Origin of the sequence: Vibrio sp. J2-4, from assembly GCF_021728155.1 — a bacterium.
In the GTDB taxonomy this organism is placed as follows: Bacteria; Pseudomonadota; Gammaproteobacteria; order Enterobacterales; family Vibrionaceae; genus Vibrio; species Vibrio diabolicus.
Window position 1 is genome coordinate 1 of record NZ_JAKKCN010000013.1, and the last position, 20,691, is coordinate 20,691.

Below are 20,691 nucleotides of genomic sequence, written 5' to 3' on the forward strand. Positions count from 1 at the left end.
CGTTCAATCTGAGCCATGATCAAACTCTTCAATTTAAGATTTTGTTCGGCTCAATGAATACTGAACATTACATAAAGTAATGTTTGAATTGACTGTGCTGAATCCGAAGATTCAATGGTCACTTCGTATCATTGAAACCTAATTTGAAACCCCTCTTTATTAAGAGAAATTTCTAATTGGATTATCATCAACGAGTGCCCACACAGATTGATAGGTCTATATTGTTAAAGAGCTTGCTTTTCGAGAAACTTTTCTCTCAAAGCGGAGGTGCATTCTAGCGATTTAATTGACAGTGTCAAACACTTTTTCAATTTTATTTTTCGTAGAAGCTTTTTACCTCTCCGACCCTGCTGAAGCCTTATCGCGTCTGCCGTGTCGGTGGATGCGCATTATAGGGAACTCAGATCCGTTCGCAACCCTTTTTTGGGAAAAAATGGAAAAAACCGACTGTTCGATGACTATTTCATCAAAAAAGCAAAAAAGAGGGTAAAAAACCCTCTTTTTCTGCCTCATAAGCCGTATTTAAATGAATGCGTACGCGTCTGCGAACATACGTTCGCTCTTCGCTTTCTTGTTCTGAGTGAACTGTTCACGTGCTGCACCAGCCATTTCGAAGCGACCTGCAATATAGATATCGTAGTTTTCTAAGCTTTCGAAATCTTCACTCACCGCTTGTAGCACGTTACCAACCTTACCTTGCCAATCAGCAGGTGCTTCTTCTACAACTGGAACAAAGTGAACGTTAGTAAACTTATCGGCGATCTCGACCAGTTCTTCTTTTGCATAAAGTTGGCAGTTATCGCGCGCGCCCCAATATAGATAGATAGGGTTGGTTTTATTCTGCGCTACGCAGTGATCCAGAATCGAGCGCACGTAACTAAAACCTGTACCACCAGCAATTAATAATAGTGGACGTTCACTTTCTTCTTGAACCCAAGCATCACCATGCGGGGCATCAATTTCAATCTGACCATCAGTTTCAAGCGCCGCTTGCATTGCTTCGACAACTTCTTGAGCGTAAGCGTTGTGTTCCGCCGCACCGATGTGCAGTTCAAGTTCACCTTCATGACGGCAAGGGCTGCTCGCGATAGAGAAAGGACGTTTGTCTTTTTCACCCATCACTACCATCAGGTACTGACCCGCTTTAAAAGGCACTGGTGATTCTGGGTGAAGAAGGATTTGGTAAGTATTACAAGCTAACGGCTGAATAGACTTTACTTTACATTGGATGGTCATGGTGTTCCTCTCGCTTACTCATCAAAAGTAAGCACTAAATTACTTTCTGTATAGGCTTGGCAAGGGAATATCCAACCTTGCTGTTGCTCTTTTTCGGTTAGCATCGGTTCGAGGTGGTAATTCACCTCGCCCGTTAGCTTTTTACACATGCACATGGCGCAAGCGCCAACTTGGCAACGGTGAGGGAAGCGAATATTGTTGTTGAGCGCAGCTTCCAACACCGTCTCCCCTTCTTTTACTGGAAACGTAACGTCCATTGGTAGAAGGTGGACTTGATGACTCATAGAATACCTAACTGGTCCCAAATCTCATCGACTTTAGCCACAAGTTTAGGATCTTTTTTGATAGGCGTACCCCACTCGCGCGTGACTTCAGATTCGAACTTGTTGGTCGCATCCAATCCTAATTTGGATGAACTCTCAGTATTACCACGCACTTGAGTTGTGTCTCTATCTGGGTCCATTCGAGTTGTTACAGCCCAAATGATGTCATTCCAATCTCGTGCATTGACGTCATCGTCGCACAAGATAATGAATTTGTTAGCCGCGTACTGAGCAAAGAAGCCCCATAGATATTCCATCAATTCTTGGGATTGACCAGCTTGGTCTTTCTTCATAGTTACGACAGCAAATTGGTTGTTTGCTGTAACTGGAAGATAGACGTCAACAATCTCAGGGCGTTGCTGTTTCAACTCATTCAGTTCTGCTTCGGTAATCGCTTTGCTGTCTCGCTCAGTGACCTCGGTTCGCGTCGCCAGCTCAGCATCCCATTTAATGGTCGCATCCAAGCCCATTTTGGAGCCAAGCCCGACCACAGGTGAAGCAAAGTCGAGCGAGTCGATTGGCGTGTTATCTATCATCAAGGTATCACGTACTGGGTCCATATGCTCTGACATGGCTTTCACGACATCATTCCAATCTCGTGCATTTACCGATTCATCGCACACAATAACAAACTTGGTGTACATGAATTGACGTAAGAAAGACCACACGCCCATCATTACGCGCTTGGCATGTCCTGGGTACTGCTTCTTGATGGTGACGACTGCCATTCGGTACGAACAACCTTCTGGCGGTAGATAGAAGTCTTCAATCTCTGGGAATTGTTTCTGCAGAATCGGCACAAACACTTCGTTTAATGCCACACCCAATACAGCTGGTTCATCTGGCGGACGGCCTGTGTAGGTGCTGTGATAAATAGGGTCTTTGCGCATAGTAATGTGCGTAATGGTAAACACGTGGTGCTTTTCTTTTTCGTTGTAGTAGCCAGTGTGATCGCCATAAGGACCTTCATCAGCAAACTCGTTCGGGTCGATATAGCCTTCCATCACGATTTCAGCGCTCGCTGGCACTTCCAAATCATTACTAACTGACTTCACGACTTCAGTTTTGCTGCCACGTAGTAAACCTGCAAATGCGTATTCCGATAACGTATCTGGCACTGGCGTTACTGCGCCAAGAATGGTTGCGGGGTCTGCACCAAACGCAACCGAAACTGGGAAAGGTTTACCTGGATTGGTTTCCATCCAATCACGTAGGTCAAGCGCACCACCACGATGAGCTAACCAACGCATGATGATTTTGTTCTTGGCGATTTTCTGTTGGCGGTAAATACCTAGGTTCTGACGTTTCTTGTTTGGACCTTTGGTCACGGTTAAGCCCCACGTAAGAAGTGGTGCAACGTCTTCCGCCCAGCAACTCATTACTGGGATTTTGTCCAAGTCGACTTCATCACCTTGCCACACAATCTCTTGGCACGCCGCTTTACGCAGACGCTTGGCTGGCATGTTCAATACTTGCTTGAACACTGGCAATTTTTCCAATGCGTCTTTGAAGCCTTTTGGTGGCTCAGGTTCTTTCAAATAAGCCAGCAGCTTACCGACTTCTCTTAATTCTTTAACATCTTCACGTCCCATACCAATCGCGACACGCTCTGGTGTACCAAATAGGTTGGTCAAAACAGGTACGTCGTAGCCAATTGGGTTCTCAAACAACAGCGCAGGTCCACCAGCACGCAAGGTGCGGTCACTGATTTCTGTCATTTCGTAAGCGGGATCGACTGGGTGAGCAATGCGTTTAAGTCGACCTTTCTGTTCTAGGTGGTCGATAAATTCGCGTAAATCCTTAAAACTCATAGGCCTTCATGACTGGCTGATTAAACTGCCCGCAGTATAACAAATAGGAGGACGCTAAGATCCTCCTATTTTTTGTGGGTATGTGAGCCAGATTACTTTAATACTTGCTCTATCTGCCGGGTCTTCACTTGATGGTTGTTAGAGACTAACTCTTCCAACCAGGTTTGATGCCCTTGCTGCGCCAGCTCTCGAGCGACCATGGTAGCTTCTTCCGATAGTGCCATTTTGCTCACTAGAAACTGTTTCACTTGCGGAGATAAAGGGTTGGATTTTGTGAGTAGACTAATGGCTTCTGGTTTGAGTGACGGATTGACGGTGGAGTTCATCAATTGCTGAATTGAAAAAACGTCCCCAACCGTAGCTAAACGCTCGAGTTCGGACTGGCTGTTGTAATCCGCTCTCATCCGCCAGAGTAAGTTGTACACTTCCTCATCTTGACTTACTTGCGCTAATCTCACGATCACGGCTGTCGATGGTAGCCAACTGGTCACATTCGCTTTGGTTAACTGAGTGGTTAATGCGGCAAGCGCATGCGGTGATAAGCTGTCCAACTCTCGAATCAAAAGTGCTTCACGCGCTTGAGCTTGTTGAGATTGCCCTGTAAGCCATTGCTTTAAGTCGAGCTCTTTCCGCTCAGCTTGTAGTACAAAGTCCAAGGTACTTTGGTCTTGCTTCCAACGCTTAATCAAGCGGCTCGCAATGGCAGGAAAGTTAAAGGCAGGCACACTAAACTCATACCCGTCCCCTCGCTCTAGAACCTGATAAGTAGGAGTCATACGGATCTGAGACTCAACAAACAGAGCCATTCTAGGCGTGAGAATCACATCTTGCTTCTCAAGCTTTTCCAATAACCGAAAACGCACGACCTCTTGTTGAGGTAAAGCTAGTCGATCAAGGGCAAATTTAAGCGAGTCGACCTCATCCCTGACAACGTAATCAAGCAGTTCAGAGACTTTAGCCTGTATTTGAGTATCCTGAAGCCACTGTTCTACTACAGACTCCTGCATTTCCTTGGCAGATAACGTCGCGGGTAGTGTGATAAGTGACAAGCTCAGGAGTAATGACGACAACATTCCTTGTTGCATGTTAACCTCCCGATAACATTTCTCCTCATTCTGATGCTTCCATCGGGAGAAAGCAACAAAAAAGCCACCGTTAACGGTGGCTTTTTTAGAATAAGGACTCAGCTATTACTGACGACGCATCGCATCGAAGAACTCATCGTTGGTCTTCGTCATCGCTAGCTTATCAATGAGGAATTCCATCGCGTCGATTTCGCCCATTGGGTGAACGATCTTACGCAGAATCCACATTTTCTGTAGTTCATCAGTCTTCGTCAGTAGCTCTTCACGACGTGTACCTGAACGGTTGAAGTCAATCGCAGGGAATACACGCTTCTCAGCAATCTTACGGTTCAAGTGCAGTTCCATGTTACCTGTACCCTTGAACTCTTCGTAGATAACTTCATCCATCTTAGAACCAGTATCTACTAGTGCCGTTGCGATGATCGTTAGGCTACCGCCCTCTTCAACATTACGTGCTGCACCAAAGAAACGCTTAGGACGGTGTAGTGCGTTTGCATCCACACCACCTGTCAGTACTTTACCTGATGAAGGTACTACGGTGTTGTAAGCACGAGCGAGACGAGTGATAGAGTCAAGCAGGATAACCACGTCTTTCTTGTGTTCAACAAGACGTTTTGCTTTCTCGATTACCATTTCCGCTACTTGTACGTGACGAGATGCTGGCTCATCGAAAGTCGACGCGACTACTTCACCTTTAACTAGACGCTGCATCTCTGTTACTTCTTCTGGACGTTCGTCGATAAGAAGTACCATCAACTCACACTCTGGGTGGTTGTATGCGATGCTTTGAGCAATATTTTGCAGAAGCATTGTCTTACCCGCTTTTGGCGGAGCAACAATCAGACCACGTTGACCTTTACCGATAGGCGATGCCAAATCTAAAACACGTGCTGTGATGTCTTCTGTAGAACCGTTACCACGCTCCATTACCATGCGTTCATTTGCATGTAGAGGGGTAAGGTTTTCAAATAGGATCTTGTTACGAGCGTTGTCTGGTTTGTCGTCGTTAACGGTATTGACTTTTAGAAGGGCAAAGTAGCGTTCACCGTCTTTTGGTGGACGAATTTTACCAGCGATAGAGTCACCAGTACGTAGGTTAAAGCGACGAATCTGACTTGGTGATACGTAGATATCGTCCGGACCCGCAAGGTATGAACTATCTGCACTGCGTAGGAAACCAAAGCCGTCTTGCAGAATTTCCAGAACCCCATCGCCAAAGATGTCTTCGCCGCCTTTAGCGTGCGCTTTTAAAATCGCGAAGATGATGTCTTGTTTTCTTAAGCGAGCTAGGTTCTCTAATCCTAAGCTTTCGCCCAGTTTTACAAGGTCAGACACAGGTCTGTTCTTCAGTTCGGTAAGGTTCATGGTGGTGGATTCTTGTTTAGTCAAAATAAGATCTGTTTTCTAGTTAAGATGGATTTGGTCTCAGGATCGACCAAGAAGAGAAATTTGTTCAATTAACGCGCGATAAGTTAGCACTAATTAGTATTCTAGTCCAGAGTTAGAAAAACAAAACCGTGCGTTGTTACTTTGCACGGTTTTATCTGTAATCACTTGGTGATTATAAGTTTGCGTCCAAAAACTCTTTTAGTTGAGTTTTAGACAGAGCACCAACTTTCGTTGCCGCTACGTTGCCGTCTTTGAATAGCAGTAGCGTTGGAATGCCGCGAATACCAAACTTAGGTGGTGTACCTGCGTTATGGTCGATGTTTAGTTTACCGATAGTGAGTTTGCCTTCGTACTCGTCTGCGATTTCGTCCAGAATAGGAGCGATCATTTTACAAGGACCACACCATTCTGCCCAGAAATCCACTAGAACCGGGCCTGCAGCGTTGATTACATCGTTTTCAAAACCGTCATCAGTTAGCTGCAAAATCTTATCACTCATCTTCCACTCCAATGTGTTTTTCGAAACTGGTTGGATGATAACCAGTAATTAGATGCCCTATTGGAATGTATTTACTTTCGTATTGCAAGCTTTAGCTGATATTCTATAACCATGAAAAAGACGCATATCACAGAGCAAAAGTTCGCCGATTTGGGCTTAAAGCCCCAAGTTATTGAAGGATTGGACAAAAAAGGGTTCGAATTTTGTACCCCTATCCAAGCCTTGGCGTTGCCGGTCCTGCTCACCGGCCAAGACATCGCAGGCCAGGCCCAAACGGGTACTGGTAAAACGCTCGCGTTTCTTACTGCTACATTCAACCACCTTCTGACGACACCAGAGCATGAAGGTCGTAAGCCTACGCAGCCACGCGCAATCATTATGGCGCCAACACGTGAGCTTGCTATTCAGATTTACAATGATGCAGAAGCATTAACTGAGAGCACTGGTCTAAAAACCGCTTTGGCTTACGGTGGTGAAAGCTACGATAAGCAATTGAATAAGCTGCAAGATGGTGTCGATATTCTGATTGGTACGACAGGTCGTATCATCGATTTCTACAAACAGCGCGTATTCAATCTTAACAACATTCAAGCCGTTGTTCTGGATGAAGCCGACCGCATGTTCGATCTTGGCTTTATTAAAGACATTCGCTTCTTGTTCCGTCGTATGCCTGAGCCAAAAGAGCGTTTGAACATGCTGTTCTCAGCGACGCTTTCTTACCGCGTTCAAGAACTGGCATTTGAGCACATGAACACCCCTGAGCATGTGGTGGTAGAACCAGAACAGAAAACTGGTCACCGCATTCAGGAAGAACTTTTCTACCCTTCTAACGAAGATAAAATGGCCCTCCTTCAAACTTTGATTGAAGAAGAATGGCCAGATCGCGCCATCATTTTTGCGAACACGAAACACAAGTGTGAATCGGTTTGGGGTCACTTGGCTGCCGATGGACACCGTGTCGGTCTTCTTACTGGTGATGTACCGCAGAAGAAACGTGAAAAGATTCTTGAGCAATTCACCAAAGGTGATGTCGACATTCTTGTTGCAACTGACGTTGCTGCGCGTGGTCTGCATATTCCTCAAGTGACGCACGTTTTCAACTACGACCTTCCTGACGACTGTGAAGATTACGTTCACCGTATTGGCCGTACCGGTCGTGCTGGTGCAAGCGGCCACTCGATCAGTTTTGCTTGTGAAGAGTACGCAGTTAACCTGCCTGCAATCGAAGAATACATTGAGCACACTATCCCAGTTTCAGAATACGATTCGTCAGCGCTGATCCAAGATCTGCCAGCGCCAATTCGTATGCGTGCGCCACGCAACCAACAGCGTCGTACGAATACTGGCGGTACTCGTTCAGGTTCAGGTAACCGCAAGCCGCAAGGACGTCGTCCACGCCAACCGCGTCAGTCGGCACCAAAACAATCGTAAAAGGAAACTGAGTTCGTTTATGAGTCAAGCAGGATCATCGCCGCTATACGCCGCCATCGACCTCGGGTCGAACAGTTTTCACATGCTCGTTGTGCGTCATATCGATGGCAGCGTTCAAACAATGGCTAAAATTAAGCGCAAGGTTCGTCTAGCAGCGGGCCTAGATGAACATAATTCTCTTAGTATGGAAGCTATGCAGCGAGGATGGGACTGCTTAAGTCTATTTGCGGAACGCTTGCAGGATATTCCTAAACAAAACATTCGTATTGTAGGCACAGCAACTTTACGTACCGCCACGAATGTAGATGTGTTTCTGGAGAAAGCGAACCAGATTCTTGGTCAACCAATCGACGTTATCTCCGGTGAAGAAGAAGCGGCCACTATCTATAAAGGTGTCGCACACACTTCTGGAGGCAGCGGTCGCCGCCTTGTTGTCGATATTGGTGGCGCAAGTACCGAGCTCATCATCGGTGAAGGTTTCGAAGCCAAAGCACTGACCAGTTTAAAAATGGGTTGTGTGACTTGGCTGGAAAACTTCTTTAAAGATCGCCAGTTGAATGCGCGTAACTTTGACGCAGCAATTGAAGGCGCGAAGCAGACAATCCAGCCAATTCTAGAGCGCTATACAGAAATCGGTTGGGATGTGTGCGTTGGCGCATCAGGCACCGTTCAGGCATTGCAAGAGATAATGCTAGCGCAAGGTATGGACGAAGTAATCACTCACTCCAAATTGAAACGCCTGCAGAAGCAAGCCATGTTAGCCGATCATTTAGAAGAGCTCGACATTGAAGGCTTAACGCTTGAGCGTGCGTTAGTATTCCCTAGTGGCCTATCTATTTTGATTGCCGTTTTTGAATTACTGGAAATCGACGCGATGACACTCGCGGGCGGCGCACTACGTGAAGGCTTAGTCTACGAGATGGTTGAAGAGCTACGTCAAGAAGACATCCGTGCTCGCACAATTGCCAGCGTACAAAATCGTTATCAGCTCGATCACCAATACGGTGAACAAGTTGCGGCACTGGCAAGCAAACTGTTGGAGCAAGCCGGCGGCGATGAGTGGATTACTGAACCTCAAGGCAAGATATTGCTTGAAACCGCCGCAAAGCTACATGAAATCGGCTTAACGATCGATTTCAAAAAAGGCGGTGAGCACAGTGCTTACCTACTCCAGAATCTGGATTTACCTGGCTACACTCGCGCGCAGAAGTTCTTTATTGGTGAGATTGCCCGTCGTTATCGAGAACAACTCACCTCACTGCCTGAGCAACACGCGCTATCAGGCTCAAGTGCCAAGCGCGTACTGCGGTTGTTGCGCTTAGCGGTGTTGTTGACTCACCGTCGCAACCAAAACTTAGAGCCAAACGTCGTATTAACGGCTGAAGGTGACAACCTAACATTAAACATTGATGCGCAGTGGCTAGCGGCCAACCCGTTGACCGCCGCTGAGCTAGAAATCGAATCCAACCGTCAAACTGATATCGGTTGGCCATTAACGATTACCTCTGATTAATGGTTGTTATCCCATGACAAAGGCTCCTTCTGGAGCCTTTTTAATACCCGTTATTATCCTATGTACAACTCATAGAGTTTTGAGACACCGATGATCTAAATACTCATTTCGCTGTACATTTGCTTTAGAAACAACAAAGCCGCTATTAAAAGCGGCCTTGTTGCTATTAACTGATGAAAACTATGCCGTCGTCGTGACTTTAAAGTTAGGGTTCACTGCCGTTAGCTTCTTAATTAAGTAATTCAGTAGTACGCCGTACATAGGCACAAACAGACCAAGACTAATCACTAACTTAAAGCCGTAGTCCACCAGCGCGATTTCCGTCCAATGTTCCGCCATAAATGGATCTGGACTTTGGTAGAACGCAATCGCGAAGAAGGCGATGGTATCCAGTGCATTACCAAAAAGCGTTGAACACGTTGGGGCCACCCACCACTGTTTCATTTGACGTAGGCGGTTGAACACGTGCACATCCATAATCTGACCAAGTAGATACGCCATGAAGCTAGCAATCGCGATACGAGCAACGAATAAGTTAAATTCCCCTAAGTGACCAAAACCTTGGAACTGCCCCTCGAAGAACACCACCGATAAGAAGTAAGAGACAGCCAAAGCAGGCAACATTACTAAGAAAATGATCTTACGCGCCAACTGAGCACCGAAAATACGTACGGTTAAATCCGTCGCAAGGAAAATAAATGGGAAGGTGAATGCCCCCCAGGTGGTATGTAAGCCAAAGATAGTAAACGGTAGCTGAACTAGGTAATTGCTGGATGCAATAATGACTAGGTGGAATAAAACCAGATAGATAAGGGCGTTGCGCTGCTGCGCAGGGGTAAAGTTACTCATGCGATACCTTTTTAGTTTGGTTTGGGGGCGAGGGAACCCAAATCGAGCGTTTTCTACAGAGAAAAGCACTCTTACCAACAATGTAAAAAATGACGATTAAACTAGCTTAACTCATTCAGAGTAAAGCGGTGGGCGATTATACATTAACCAATTTTACTCACAAGCGGTGTTTTATACGCAAACGTTTCTTCGCGAACATCACGTCAAAACCAAGGGCTTTGATGCAAAAATAAGAAAGGGTGTTTCATGTGAAACACCCTTTAAAGAATAGATAACTTGAATTTAGAAGCCGCGTTGGAACAACCCGGCTAAATAGTCGAGCTCTTCCCTACTCTCTTCTATTGTTAGCGCTTCAAACCAAATCGCTTCGCTGTAGTGCTCAGCTTTCATAAACAAGCGGCAGCCTTCAAAATCGATCAACCAAGAGTGAATATCCGCATCCCACTGTTTTTCTACCACAGACGCAGATAATAATTTCACCAAACGCTCACCCAATGCCGGAAAAGTATCGAGGTCGAAGCTTGGAGCGGTAATAATAAGACGCCCTTCTTCAACAATGTAATCAGCGAGACCAAATTCCTTGTGCATATGGATTCCTTATCCGTGGTGAGTAATGTGTTCTTGGATCAGATCCAAGAATGGATCGGCGTATTTTTCTAGTTTACGTTGACCAACGCCACTAACCGCTAACATTTCGCCGTATGACGTTGGCAGCATTTCTGCCATATCAATCAAGGTCGCATCACTGAATACCACATATGGTGGTAAACCATCTTCATCGGCGATCGACTTACGTAGCTTACGTAGTTTGGCAAACAACTTCTTATCGTAGTTTTTGCTGGTCAGTTTATCCGACTTCGCGGCACGTGCAGCGGTATCTAAACGTGGAACTGCAAGTTCTAAAGACACATCACCACGTAGTAAAGGGCGTGCTTCTTCGGTTAATTGCAACGTCGAGTTACGAGTGATGTTTTGAAATAGCAGCCCTTTATGAATTAACTGGCGGAAGATACTCACCCAGTAATCATGGCTGTGATCACGACCAATGCCGTAAGTCGAAATTTTATCGTGGCCGTGTTCGCGCACACGAATGTTTTGCATCCCACGCAGCACCTCAACCACATACGTCATACCAAAACTTTGGTTAACGCGGTAAACACACGACAACGCTTTACGCGCTTCTTCGGTCGCATCAAAGTGTTTTGGTGGATCCAGGCAGATATCACAGTTACCACACGGCTTTTCGCGATACTCTCCAAAATAGTTGAGCAGTACCTGACGACGACAGGTTTGCGCTTCCGCAAAAGCACTCATCGCATTGAGTTTGTGGCTTTCTACCTGCTTCTGCGGTCCATCATCTTTTTCATCCAACATACGACGCAACCAACTGATGTCCGCTGGGTCATACAACATCATCGCTTCGGCAGGCAGGCCATCTCGCCCTGCTCGACCGGTTTCCTGATAATAGGACTCGATGTTACGTGGAATATCAAAATGCACAACAAAGCGCACGTTTGGCTTATTGATACCCATGCCGAATGCAACCGTCGCAACGACGATTTGAATGTCATCACGTTGAAAAGCTTCCTGAACGTAAGCTCGCTCTTCAGTATCCATCCCTGCATGATAACCAGCAGCGCGGATATGGTTGTTGCATAGCTTCTCGGTCACCATTTCAACTTTCTTACGACTGCCGCAGTAAATAATGCCGCAGCTTCCCTTCTGGGTGGCTAGATAGCGAATGATTTGAGAAACCGGTTTGTGCTTTTCCACCAAGGTATAACGAATGTTGGGACGATCAAAGCTTCCTAGATACACCTGAGGCTCATGTAAGCGTAAGCGTTCTAGAATATCACGACGCGTCGCATCATCGGCGGTGGCAGTGAGTGCCATAAAAGGTACATGTGAAAAGTGTTGCTTTAACTGACCTAACGCCGCGTATTCTGGGCGAAAATCATGTCCCCACTGAGAGATACAATGTGCTTCATCCACGGCGATCATAGATAAGGGTAAGTTTTCTAAACGCTCAATAAAGTCACGCATTAACACGCGCTCTGGCGAAACATACACTAGCTTAAGCTGACCAGAGTGCATGCGATTATACACACTCAGTAGCTCTTCTCGATTCATGGTCGAGTTCACACACTCCGCAGCTACGCCATTGGCTTTCAGTTGATCAACTTGGTCTTTCATCAATGAAATCAGCGGTGAAATCACCAAGGTAATCCCTGAGCGCACTAACGCCGGAATTTGGTAACAGAGAGATTTACCGCCACCAGTCGGCATGATGACCAAGCTGTCTTTGCCTTCGATAGCGGCTTCAATAACTTCTTGCTGACCATCACGAAACGTCTGGTAACCGAATACTTCCTCCAACACACGTTGAGGCGTTACAGGCGTATCTGATTGTTCGGCTAGCAAGGTTGAGGTCATGAATAATCTCAGATTGAGTGATCGTAGAAATGCTTTTGCATGCCCAAGCACACAAAGTGAGGGCACATTGTAATGGGGTTTCGTGGTGAATAAAACCGCAAATTGCTAGGTGTTTCGCATCACGACTCGTATACTGATTTTCTGCTCTATAAACACACAATTAGGTGACACCTCATGACACCAGAAGACGAACAACAACGCGCTCGGCAAGGTATCTTGCTGGCGATTGGTGCCTATACCATGTGGGGCATTGCGCCGATGTATTTTAAATCCATCGCACAAGTATCCCCTTTGGAGATTCTGAGCCACCGGGTGATTTGGTCTTTCTTTTTGCTTGCCGCACTCCTTCACTTTGGCCGTCACTGGCGCTCGGTTTACTACATCGCGAAAGACAAAACGAAGATCGCTTACCTGATCGCAAGTTCTGTATTAATTGGCGGAAACTGGCTGATTTTCATCTGGGCGGTCAATTCCAATCATATGCTTGACGCGAGCTTAGGCTATTACATTAACCCATTAATCAATGTCTTGCTCGGCATGGTCTTTTTGGGAGAACGACTTCGTAAGTTGCAATGGTTTGCTGTCGTATTAGCGGGCTGTGGTGTACTGGTCCAATTGATTGTATTCGGCTCCGTGCCCGTTGTTGCGATGGCGTTAGCAATGAGTTTCGGCTTCTATGGCCTCTTAAGGAAGAAAGTCAGTGTCGATGCAAAAACAGGATTGTTTATCGAAACATTACTTCTTCTGCCTGTCGCCGCCTTGTATCTGCTGTTTATTGCAGAAACCCCAACGTCGAATATGCTCACTAACCCGTTAGCATTAAATAGCTTGTTGATTGCAGCAGGGGTGATTACCACACTGCCCCTACTTTGTTTTACGGGTGCGGCAACAAGACTCAAATTATCAACATTGGGCTTTTTCCAGTATATTGGCCCAAGCTTGATGTTCTTACTTGCAGTACTGATGTATGGCGAACCCTTTACCATGGATAAAGCGATTACCTTTGCCTTTATTTGGGGAGCGCTAGTCGTATTTAGCTTTGATGGACTGCGCAACAACCGTCGCTCACGCCGAATCGTTCAGCCACAGTGATCGTTTTTTACAAGACAAGTTAGAAATTGCCAGATAAGCTTGGTCATAATGTGACCAAGCTTTTTTGTATGTAATGGAACAGATTCAATACTACGCAACCGACCATGATCAGCTGAGCCTGATCGAGGCGAAATACCAGAAGTTTGCCTTCCAAAGGCACTATCATCTGGACTTTCACCTCGGTCTGATCACGCATGGCACGCAAAAGTTCCAATATCAAGGCTGTAGCCATCAAGTGGGTCATGGGCAAATCGTAATTATGCCGCCAGATGAACTGCACGACGGGCACTCTAAGCTCGAAAGTGGCTATGAAGTGAATGTATTTGCGATCGAGCCGCGCCTACTCAGCGATCTTGCCGATCTTAGTCAAAATGGTCAAATAATCCGCTTTAATGAATTGATCATCTCAGATCCACAGATATTTTCACAACTTAGTAACTTGCATGCTCTTCTTCGCCGCGAGAACCTCAGCCAACTCACCAAAGACTGCCTTCCTTTTGAAGGATTTAATCAACTTTTTGATCGCTACGGATCACTCGCGAGGCAAAAAGTGGTTCCGCTTGGAAAACAGTCTTTGCATACCTTAAAAGATTACTTAATGGCGAATCTCGACCAAACAGTTCGTTTAGATGCACTATCAGAGCTCTGTCAACTGAGCCCCACGCAATTTCAACGCCATTTCAAAGCGCAAACGGGGATGACTCCCTACGCTTGGTTTGCTCGCTTGCGATTAGAGCAAGGAATGAAACTACTCCAAGCAGGATGGTGTGGTACGGACGTCGCCTATCAAGTGGGTTTTTATGATCAGGCCCACTTTAGTAAAGCGTTTAAACAAACCTATGGCGTCTCGCCTTCACAAGTGGCACGCTAATATCTCATACGCGGTGGTATTCAGTACTGCTAGTTTTTTACAAGCACTACCGAATAAGAATCACGACAATAGCTCATATCCACTATGTTTTGAGATGTGTTATGAATGAATCGACTATCCTTTTAACGCTTGCCAGTATCCACTTCATTGCCTTAATGAGCCCAGGTCCGGATTTTGCGCTTGTGGTACAAAATGCAACCCGTCATGGCCGTCAAACTGGCTTATACATTGCGCTTGGCTTATCAGTCGGTATTTTGCTGCATTCTTTATTCAGCATAACGGGGGTGAGCTATTTAGTTCACCAGCATCCTCTGCTCTACTCCGTCTTACAATTGCTTGGGGGCAGCTATCTGTTGTATTTGGGTATCGGTGCACTGCGCGGCGTGATCGCGACGATCAAAAACCCACTTTCTGATCAGCCAAGCAAAAACAGTAATCTTGTGATCGGTAATAAACGTCAGGCGTTTACCAAGGGGTTCGCAACTAATATCCTCAACCCCAAAGCCTTAGTATTTTTTGTGAGTTTAATGTCGAGCCTTGTCCCAGTGGGCATGTCGGTGACAGGAAAAGGAATTGCTCTGGTGATTTTGTTTGGTTTGTCGCTACTCTGGTTTTCTAGCCTTGCATGGATGCTGTCAACGCAGCGCTTGCAAACAAGATTACAGCAAGCCGGTATTTATATAGATGGTTTATGTGGTGTGGTATTTACCCTAGTTGGCAGCAGTATTTTAGTGCAAACCTTCCGCTCCTTTCTCGATAACTCTCTGATTTAAAAGCGTCGCACACTCGACATTTCTTTAATAGGAAACTCGACGACTATCTCCGTGGCTGCCAAGCTGAATAACCTTAGTTGGCAACATGGAGAGTCATCATGCAATGGACATTTAACCGACTCGTACTCTCGGGTCTTTTTCTTACTTCCCCTTTCACCTTCACTGGACAAGCCTTCGCTAACCAAGCTGCAGATTCGGTCGCACCAGAGCACAGCACTGGCATTGAGCAAAAGCAGCTGGTCAAAGCTAAAGATTATATGGTTACCGCTGCTAACCCACTGGCGACTCAAGCGGGTGCAGACGTACTTGAGCAAGGCGGGAATGCGATAGATGCCATGGTCGCGGTGCAATTGATGCTCGGCTTAGTTGAACCCCAGTCATCAGGCGTTGGTGGTGGTGCGTTCTTAGTGTATTGGGATAGTGAAAAGCAAAAACTGACCACTTACGACGGACGTGAAACCGCCCCCCTCGCCGTAACGCCAAAGCTATTTTTAGATGAGAACGGTCAGCCATTGCAATTCTACGATGCCGTGGTTGGAGGACGCTCTGTCGCAACACCAGGCACCGTGAAACTATTGTGGGATACCCACCAGAAATACGGCAAGCTGGAATGGAAAAAGATCATTCATCCTGTTATCTCGCTTGCGGAGCAAGGATTCAAAGTCAGTCCTCGCCTAGCAAGCTTGATAGAAAAAGACGCCGAGCGTTTATCACGCTTTCCAGTAACAAAAGCCTATTTCTTTAACTCGGATGGCTCGCCAAAAACCGAAGGTACGCTATTAAAAAACCCTGAATACGCACAAACGCTGAGTGCTATTGCTAAGCAAGGCGCCCAAGCCTTCTACCATGGGGACATAGCCAGAGACATTATCAAGACGGTACAAAACGCGCCGGGCAACCCCGGCGTATTAGCCCAACCCGACTTTGATACCTACCAAATCAGACAACGTGAGCCGGTTTGTGCAGCATACCAAAGCTATGACATTTGCGGTATGGGACCACCAAGCTCTGGCGCGCTCACCATTGGTCAGATTTTGGCGATCACTGAACAGTACGATCTCAAAGGCTGGGGGGCTAACAGCATTAAATCTTGGCAAGTACTCGCCGATGCATCGCGTCTAGCGTTTGCTGACCGTGGTAAATACATGGCAGACCAAGATTACGTGCCGATGCCAACGCAAGGCTTGCTTGATGAAAGCTACCTCCAGCAGCGAGCAGAGCTGATCCAAGTCGGCAAAGCACTAAGCAAAGTTGAAGCGGGCAATCCTCCGTGGTCGCACGCAATGAACTTAAGCATGGACGAATCCATTGAACTCCCTTCCACCAGCCATTTCAATATCGTCGATAAGCAAGGCAATGTGGTTTCCATGACGACCACCATTGAGAATGCGTTTGGCTCACGCTTAATGGTGCGTGGCTTCTTGCTCAATAATGAACTGACCGATTTTTCTTTCCGTACTCATAACGACGGAATCCCAATCGCCAACCGCATAGAACCAGGCAAACGTCCACGATCTTCAATGGCCCCGACCATTATGATGAAAGATAACAAACCTTACATGGCGATAGGTTCTCCGGGTGGCAGTCGAATCATCGGTTACGTGGCGCAAACAATCATTGCCCACACGCAATGGGATATGGATATCCAACAAGCAATCAATCAACCACGATTACTCGACCGTTTTGGCACCTTAGATATTGAACAAGGTACCGCTGCAGAAGGCTTACAGCCAGAGCTGGAGAAGATGGGCTTTAAAACCAATGTTCGTGATTTGAATTCTGGACTGCATGCGATACGCATAACAAAAGATGGACTAGAAGGTGCCGCAGATCCTCGTCGAGAAGGAGCAGCAATCGGCAAATAGGCCTGTTTTGCTCGACTCCTTGTGCGAGATCTCTCACAAGGAGTGGAGCAAACCTCTCTTTTTTAATGGTAAAACAGCCCACAAACAAACATAAGATATTGAATAATATAAATATGTTTGTTTTTCAAACGCTTTTGATTGAGAAAAATGTGGGCTTCGACCATTGTTGAGAATCGTGAAGAGCGTAATATGAACCTTGTCGGAAGGATGCTGACACGGAACAGGAAACACCACGGATTTGGTGAACTTCAGGAAGAAGAAACGGGTATTCAGGATGAATAGTCGGGCATGGATTGCAAAACTGGACATTGAACGGAATCAATAGCAACTAGGACGGTTGCTACTAAGGACGGGAAATGGACACCTCTGGACGAGGAAAGGACTGAACATCAGGATGATGTCATGGACACCGCTCAGGGAACAAGTGATGAGAGCTAACGAGGATGGTTAGCAGACCAGGATAAGGTCAAGGACACCGCTAGGAAGGCGACGAAAGGATTAAGCTGAAGGAATGCAGCACGCTATCAAGGATTTGATGCATGGAGCACTTTTAGTAGCTGGATTGCTGCGAGTAAGACTATAACCCCGACGGGCGTAAGCCCTCGGGGTTTTTCTTTGTCTAAAGATAAGCGTTTTAGACTAAGAGCCTTTTCGAATAGCGTCATTTAGCTCCCTATCTTTCAGCATTTTGTTGATTCAAAACAGCCAAAACAGAAAGAGCCACCGAAGCAGCTCTTATGTTCATTTTTTCACAAAGCCCTACAGCTTCTCCAGTCTCGCGTAAGCGGTGACTAACCATTTAATGCCTTCACCATTGAAAGCAATCTGCACTCGGCTTTGTGGGCCACTGCCCTCAAAGTTGATGATCGTTCCTTCACCAAATTTCGGATGCATCACGCGAGAACCTAGTGAAAAACCAGTCTCATTGAAGTTTTCTTTTACTGCGGTTTGGCTAAAACGTCCACTACTTGAAGGGCGACTCACTTGCGCCTTCATGCGCACTTCATCCAAACACGTTTCTGGTAATTCACGAATAAAGCGCGATGGTTTGTGGTATTTGTCCTGGCCATATAGGCGACGCATTTCCGCGTAAGTAATGTAGAGCTTTTGCATCGCGCGCGTCATGCCCACATAACACAGGCGGCGCTCTTCTTCTAAACGCCCTGCCTCTTCAGCGGACATCTGGCTTGGGAACATACCTTCTTCCACACCGACCATGAATACCAATGGGAATTCCAAACCTTTCGCACTATGCAGCGTCATCAGTTGGACTGCATCTTCAAATTCGTCCGCCTGACCTTCGCCCGCTTCCAGAGCCGCATGCGTTAAAAATGCCGTCAGCAGAGACATTTCTTCCGCTTCTTCTGGTTTTTCGAATTGGCGAGTGGCGGTAACCAGCTCCTCCAAGTTTTCTATGCGAGCTTTAGACTTTTCGCCCTTCTCTTGCTCATACATCGCAAACAAACCCGAGTACTTGATCACGTGGTCAGTTTGCTCGTGCAATGGCATTTCTAGTGTATCGTCTTCCAGCGCGGTGATTAATTCGACAAAACGACTTAACGCGCCAGCTGCTCGACCCGTTAATACTTGCTCATCGAGCATTGCCAGGCTGGCTTCCCACATGGTGCACCCTCTATCACGAGCTGCACGACGGATAGTCTCTAGCGTCTTATCGCCCAGACCACGTGTTGGGGTATTCACGACACGTTCAAACGCGGCATCATCGTTGCGGTTCGCCATCAAACGCAAGTAGCTCAACGCATCTCTGATTTCTTGACGCTCGAAGAATCGCATGCCTCCGTAAATACGGTACGGTAAGCCTGCCTGAATTAATGCTTCTTCCAAAACACGAGATTGCGCGTTGTTGCGATACAGCATCGCAGCATCATTCAATGCGCCGCCATTCTCTTGCCACTCTTTGATTTTATTGACCGCAAAGCGCGCTTCATCAAGCTCGTTATAAGCGCTGTAAACCGAGATCGGCTCTCCCACATTGCCATCCGTCCACAGCTCTTTACCCATGCGTTCAGTATTGTTCGCAATCAAGGTATTGGACGCTTCGAGAATCGTCTTGGTCGAACGATAGTTTTGTTCGAGACGAATGGTGTTCACGCTCGGAAACTCCAGCGTGAACTTCTCAATGTTCTCGACTTTTGCACCGCGCCAACCATAAATTGACTGGTCGTCGTCACCAACAATCATCACGTGACAATCTGGGCCAGCCATCATGCGTAGCCAAGCGTATTGAATGTTGTTGGTGTCTTGGAATTCGTCAACCAAGATATGCTTAAAGCGTGCTTGGTAGTGTTCACGCACAAACTTGTTGTCACGCAGTAGCTCATGCGCGCGCAGCAAAATTTCCGCAAAGTCCACTAAGCCAGCACGATCACACGCTTCTTGGTAAGCGGTATACAGCTGCAAATAAGTTTTGGTCACTGGATCGTGATAAGCGTCGATATGCGATGGGCGTAATCCTTCGTCCTTCTTACCATTAATCCACCATGAAACTTGGCGTGCAGGCCACTGCTTTTCATCCAAGTTTTGCGCTTTGATCAAACGCTTTAACAAGCGCTGCTGATCATCGCTGTCTATGATTTGGAAATCTTCCGGTAGCTTGGCATCAAGATAGTGTGCACGCAAAATGCGGTGACAGATACCGTGGAAAGTCCCATTCCACATGCCAGATGCACTGCCCATCATCAACTCTTCAATACGACCACGCATTTCTGCTGCCGCTTTATTGGTGAAGGTGACCGACATGATCGAGAAAGGAGAAGCTTGCTCGACTGACATAAGCCAAGCGATACGGTGAACAAGAACGCGAGTCTTACCACTCCCTGCACCAGCAAGGACAAGTAAGTTTTCTAGAGGAGCTGCAACGGCTTCACGCTGTTTATCGTTTAGACCGTCGAGTAATAGAGATGGATCCATCATGATGAGCTACTGGTTATTTATACATAAAAACCGATTATAACCTAAACAGCTGGGTGCTGTTTAGACAAAACTTGATAAAAAATTCGTTGTTTTTTTAATCTTTCATTCAAAGAGTTAACGAAGGTAATCACTCCAAAACCATTCGCGAGAGTTATTTTTATGAAAGTTTTTCTGCCTCATCTCTATCTTTTAATTTAAGCAGGTGGATAAAGGTTGTACGCCAAACGGCGAATCGACTTGCCGAATGAAAGTAAAAGGAAATCACTCAGAGGAAATTATGATGAAAAAATCGAATCTTGCTGTTACTGCTGCTGTTACTGGCCTTCTTGCTCTTGGTGGCACCATGCTCACTGCAACCCCTGCTGTCGCAGCAGAAAAAGAAAAGTGTTATGGCGTGGCGAAAGCCGGTAAAAATGACTGCGCAACGAAAAATAGCTCTTGCGCGGGCACCTCTAAAGAAGACAACCAAAAAGATGCTTTTGTTGTCGTTCCTAAAGGATTGTGTGACAAATTGGCTGGCGGTAGCACCAGCGGCTCATAACTCAACATCACAAGTTTCTGCGGGGCGCGTTGCACTTTAACCAACG

General features: G+C 46.4%; 17 protein-coding genes. 7 read left to right on the forward strand and 10 right to left on the reverse strand.

The features are described from left to right. Positions 1-522 precede the first annotated feature (522 nt). From fre to trxA, 6 genes are all read right to left on the reverse strand, one after another. On the reverse strand, positions 523-1,236 hold the full coding sequence (gene fre / locus L3V32_RS23925; RefSeq protein WP_005398442.1) for an NAD(P)H-flavin reductase: 714 nt from the start codon (positions 1,234-1,236) through the stop codon (positions 523-525). A 14-nt stretch (positions 1,237-1,250) separates the two neighbouring features. Further along, positions 1,251-1,520: a 2Fe-2S iron-sulfur cluster-binding protein gene (locus L3V32_RS23930; RefSeq protein WP_012841284.1), complete on the reverse strand. Its 270-nt coding sequence runs from the start codon at positions 1,518-1,520 to the stop codon at positions 1,251-1,253. After that, complete coding sequence (gene ubiD, locus L3V32_RS23935; RefSeq protein ID WP_237285413.1) at positions 1,517-3,370, reverse strand: 4-hydroxy-3-polyprenylbenzoate decarboxylase; 1,854 nt, start codon at positions 3,368-3,370, stop codon at positions 1,517-1,519. The genes L3V32_RS23930 and ubiD overlap by 4 nt, the downstream gene beginning before the upstream one ends. 92 nt (positions 3,371-3,462) lie before the next feature. Beyond that, entirely contained in the window at positions 3,463-4,455 is a 993-nt protein-coding gene (locus tag L3V32_RS23940) for a hypothetical protein (RefSeq protein ID WP_005398448.1), read from the reverse strand. A 105-nt stretch (positions 4,456-4,560) separates the two neighbouring features. Continuing rightward, positions 4,561-5,820: a transcription termination factor Rho gene (rho, locus tag L3V32_RS23945; RefSeq protein WP_005378757.1), complete on the reverse strand. Its 1,260-nt coding sequence runs from the start codon at positions 5,818-5,820 to the stop codon at positions 4,561-4,563. Positions 5,821-6,016: 196 nt separating this feature from the next. After that, positions 6,017-6,343: a thioredoxin TrxA gene (gene trxA / locus L3V32_RS23950; protein ID WP_004745500.1), complete on the reverse strand. Its 327-nt coding sequence runs from the start codon at positions 6,341-6,343 to the stop codon at positions 6,017-6,019. 111 nt (positions 6,344-6,454) lie between these two features. Between trxA and rhlB the strand changes: the two genes are divergently transcribed. Then, on the forward strand, positions 6,455-7,774 hold the full coding sequence (gene rhlB, locus L3V32_RS23955; protein WP_124009030.1) for an ATP-dependent RNA helicase RhlB: 1,320 nt from the start codon (positions 6,455-6,457) through the stop codon (positions 7,772-7,774). A gap of 19 nt (positions 7,775-7,793) precedes the next feature. Next, positions 7,794-9,287, forward strand: coding sequence for a guanosine-5'-triphosphate,3'-diphosphate diphosphatase (gene gppA, locus L3V32_RS23960; RefSeq protein ID WP_074190852.1), 1,494 nt, complete (start codon positions 7,794-7,796; stop codon positions 9,285-9,287). A gap of 180 nt (positions 9,288-9,467) precedes the next feature. On the opposite strand, the gene L3V32_RS23965 is transcribed toward gppA, so the two are convergent. The 3 genes from L3V32_RS23965 to recQ form a co-directional block, all read right to left on the reverse strand. Then, complete coding sequence (locus tag L3V32_RS23965; protein WP_005397008.1) at positions 9,468-10,136, reverse strand: 7-cyano-7-deazaguanine/7-aminomethyl-7-deazaguanine transporter; 669 nt, start codon at positions 10,134-10,136, stop codon at positions 9,468-9,470. Positions 10,137-10,418: 282 nt separating this feature from the next. Beyond that, positions 10,419-10,724, reverse strand: coding sequence for a DUF3630 family protein (locus L3V32_RS23970; RefSeq protein ID WP_047010220.1), 306 nt, complete (start codon positions 10,722-10,724; stop codon positions 10,419-10,421). A gap of 9 nt (positions 10,725-10,733) precedes the next feature. After that, the gene (gene recQ, locus L3V32_RS23975; RefSeq protein ID WP_005397012.1) at positions 10,734-12,569 is read right to left on the reverse strand and encodes an ATP-dependent DNA helicase RecQ; all 1,836 of its coding nucleotides are present in this window, start codon (positions 12,567-12,569) and stop codon (positions 10,734-10,736) included. A 174-nt stretch (positions 12,570-12,743) separates the two neighbouring features. Here recQ and rarD point away from each other — a divergent pair, with 174 nt between their 5' ends. The 4 genes from rarD to ggt all read left to right on the forward strand — a co-directional run bounded on the left by rarD (position 12,744) and on the right by ggt (position 17,170). Then, on the forward strand, positions 12,744-13,661 hold the full coding sequence (gene rarD / locus L3V32_RS23980; RefSeq protein WP_167426130.1) for an EamA family transporter RarD: 918 nt from the start codon (positions 12,744-12,746) through the stop codon (positions 13,659-13,661). A 73-nt stretch (positions 13,662-13,734) separates the two neighbouring features. Further along, positions 13,735-14,532: an AraC family transcriptional regulator gene (locus L3V32_RS23985; protein WP_167426129.1), complete on the forward strand. Its 798-nt coding sequence runs from the start codon at positions 13,735-13,737 to the stop codon at positions 14,530-14,532. A gap of 101 nt (positions 14,533-14,633) precedes the next feature. After that, entirely contained in the window at positions 14,634-15,305 is a 672-nt protein-coding gene (locus L3V32_RS23990) for a LysE family translocator (RefSeq protein WP_005397021.1), read from the forward strand. A gap of 98 nt (positions 15,306-15,403) precedes the next feature. After that, entirely contained in the window at positions 15,404-17,170 is a 1,767-nt protein-coding gene (ggt, locus tag L3V32_RS23995; protein ID WP_237285415.1) for a gamma-glutamyltransferase, read from the forward strand. Positions 17,171-17,929: 759 nt separating this feature from the next. Here ggt and uvrD read toward each other — a convergent pair. Further along, positions 17,930-20,104, reverse strand: a complete 2,175-nt coding sequence (gene uvrD, locus L3V32_RS24000) for a DNA helicase II (RefSeq protein WP_005397027.1) — start codon at positions 20,102-20,104, stop codon at positions 17,930-17,932. Positions 20,105-20,384: 280 nt separating this feature from the next. Here uvrD and L3V32_RS24005 point away from each other — a divergent pair, with 280 nt between their 5' ends. Continuing rightward, a complete protein-coding gene (locus L3V32_RS24005; protein WP_104969962.1) occupies positions 20,385-20,645 on the forward strand; it encodes a DUF2282 domain-containing protein in 261 nt (86 codons plus the stop codon). The last annotated feature ends 46 nt before the right edge of the window (positions 20,646-20,691 follow it).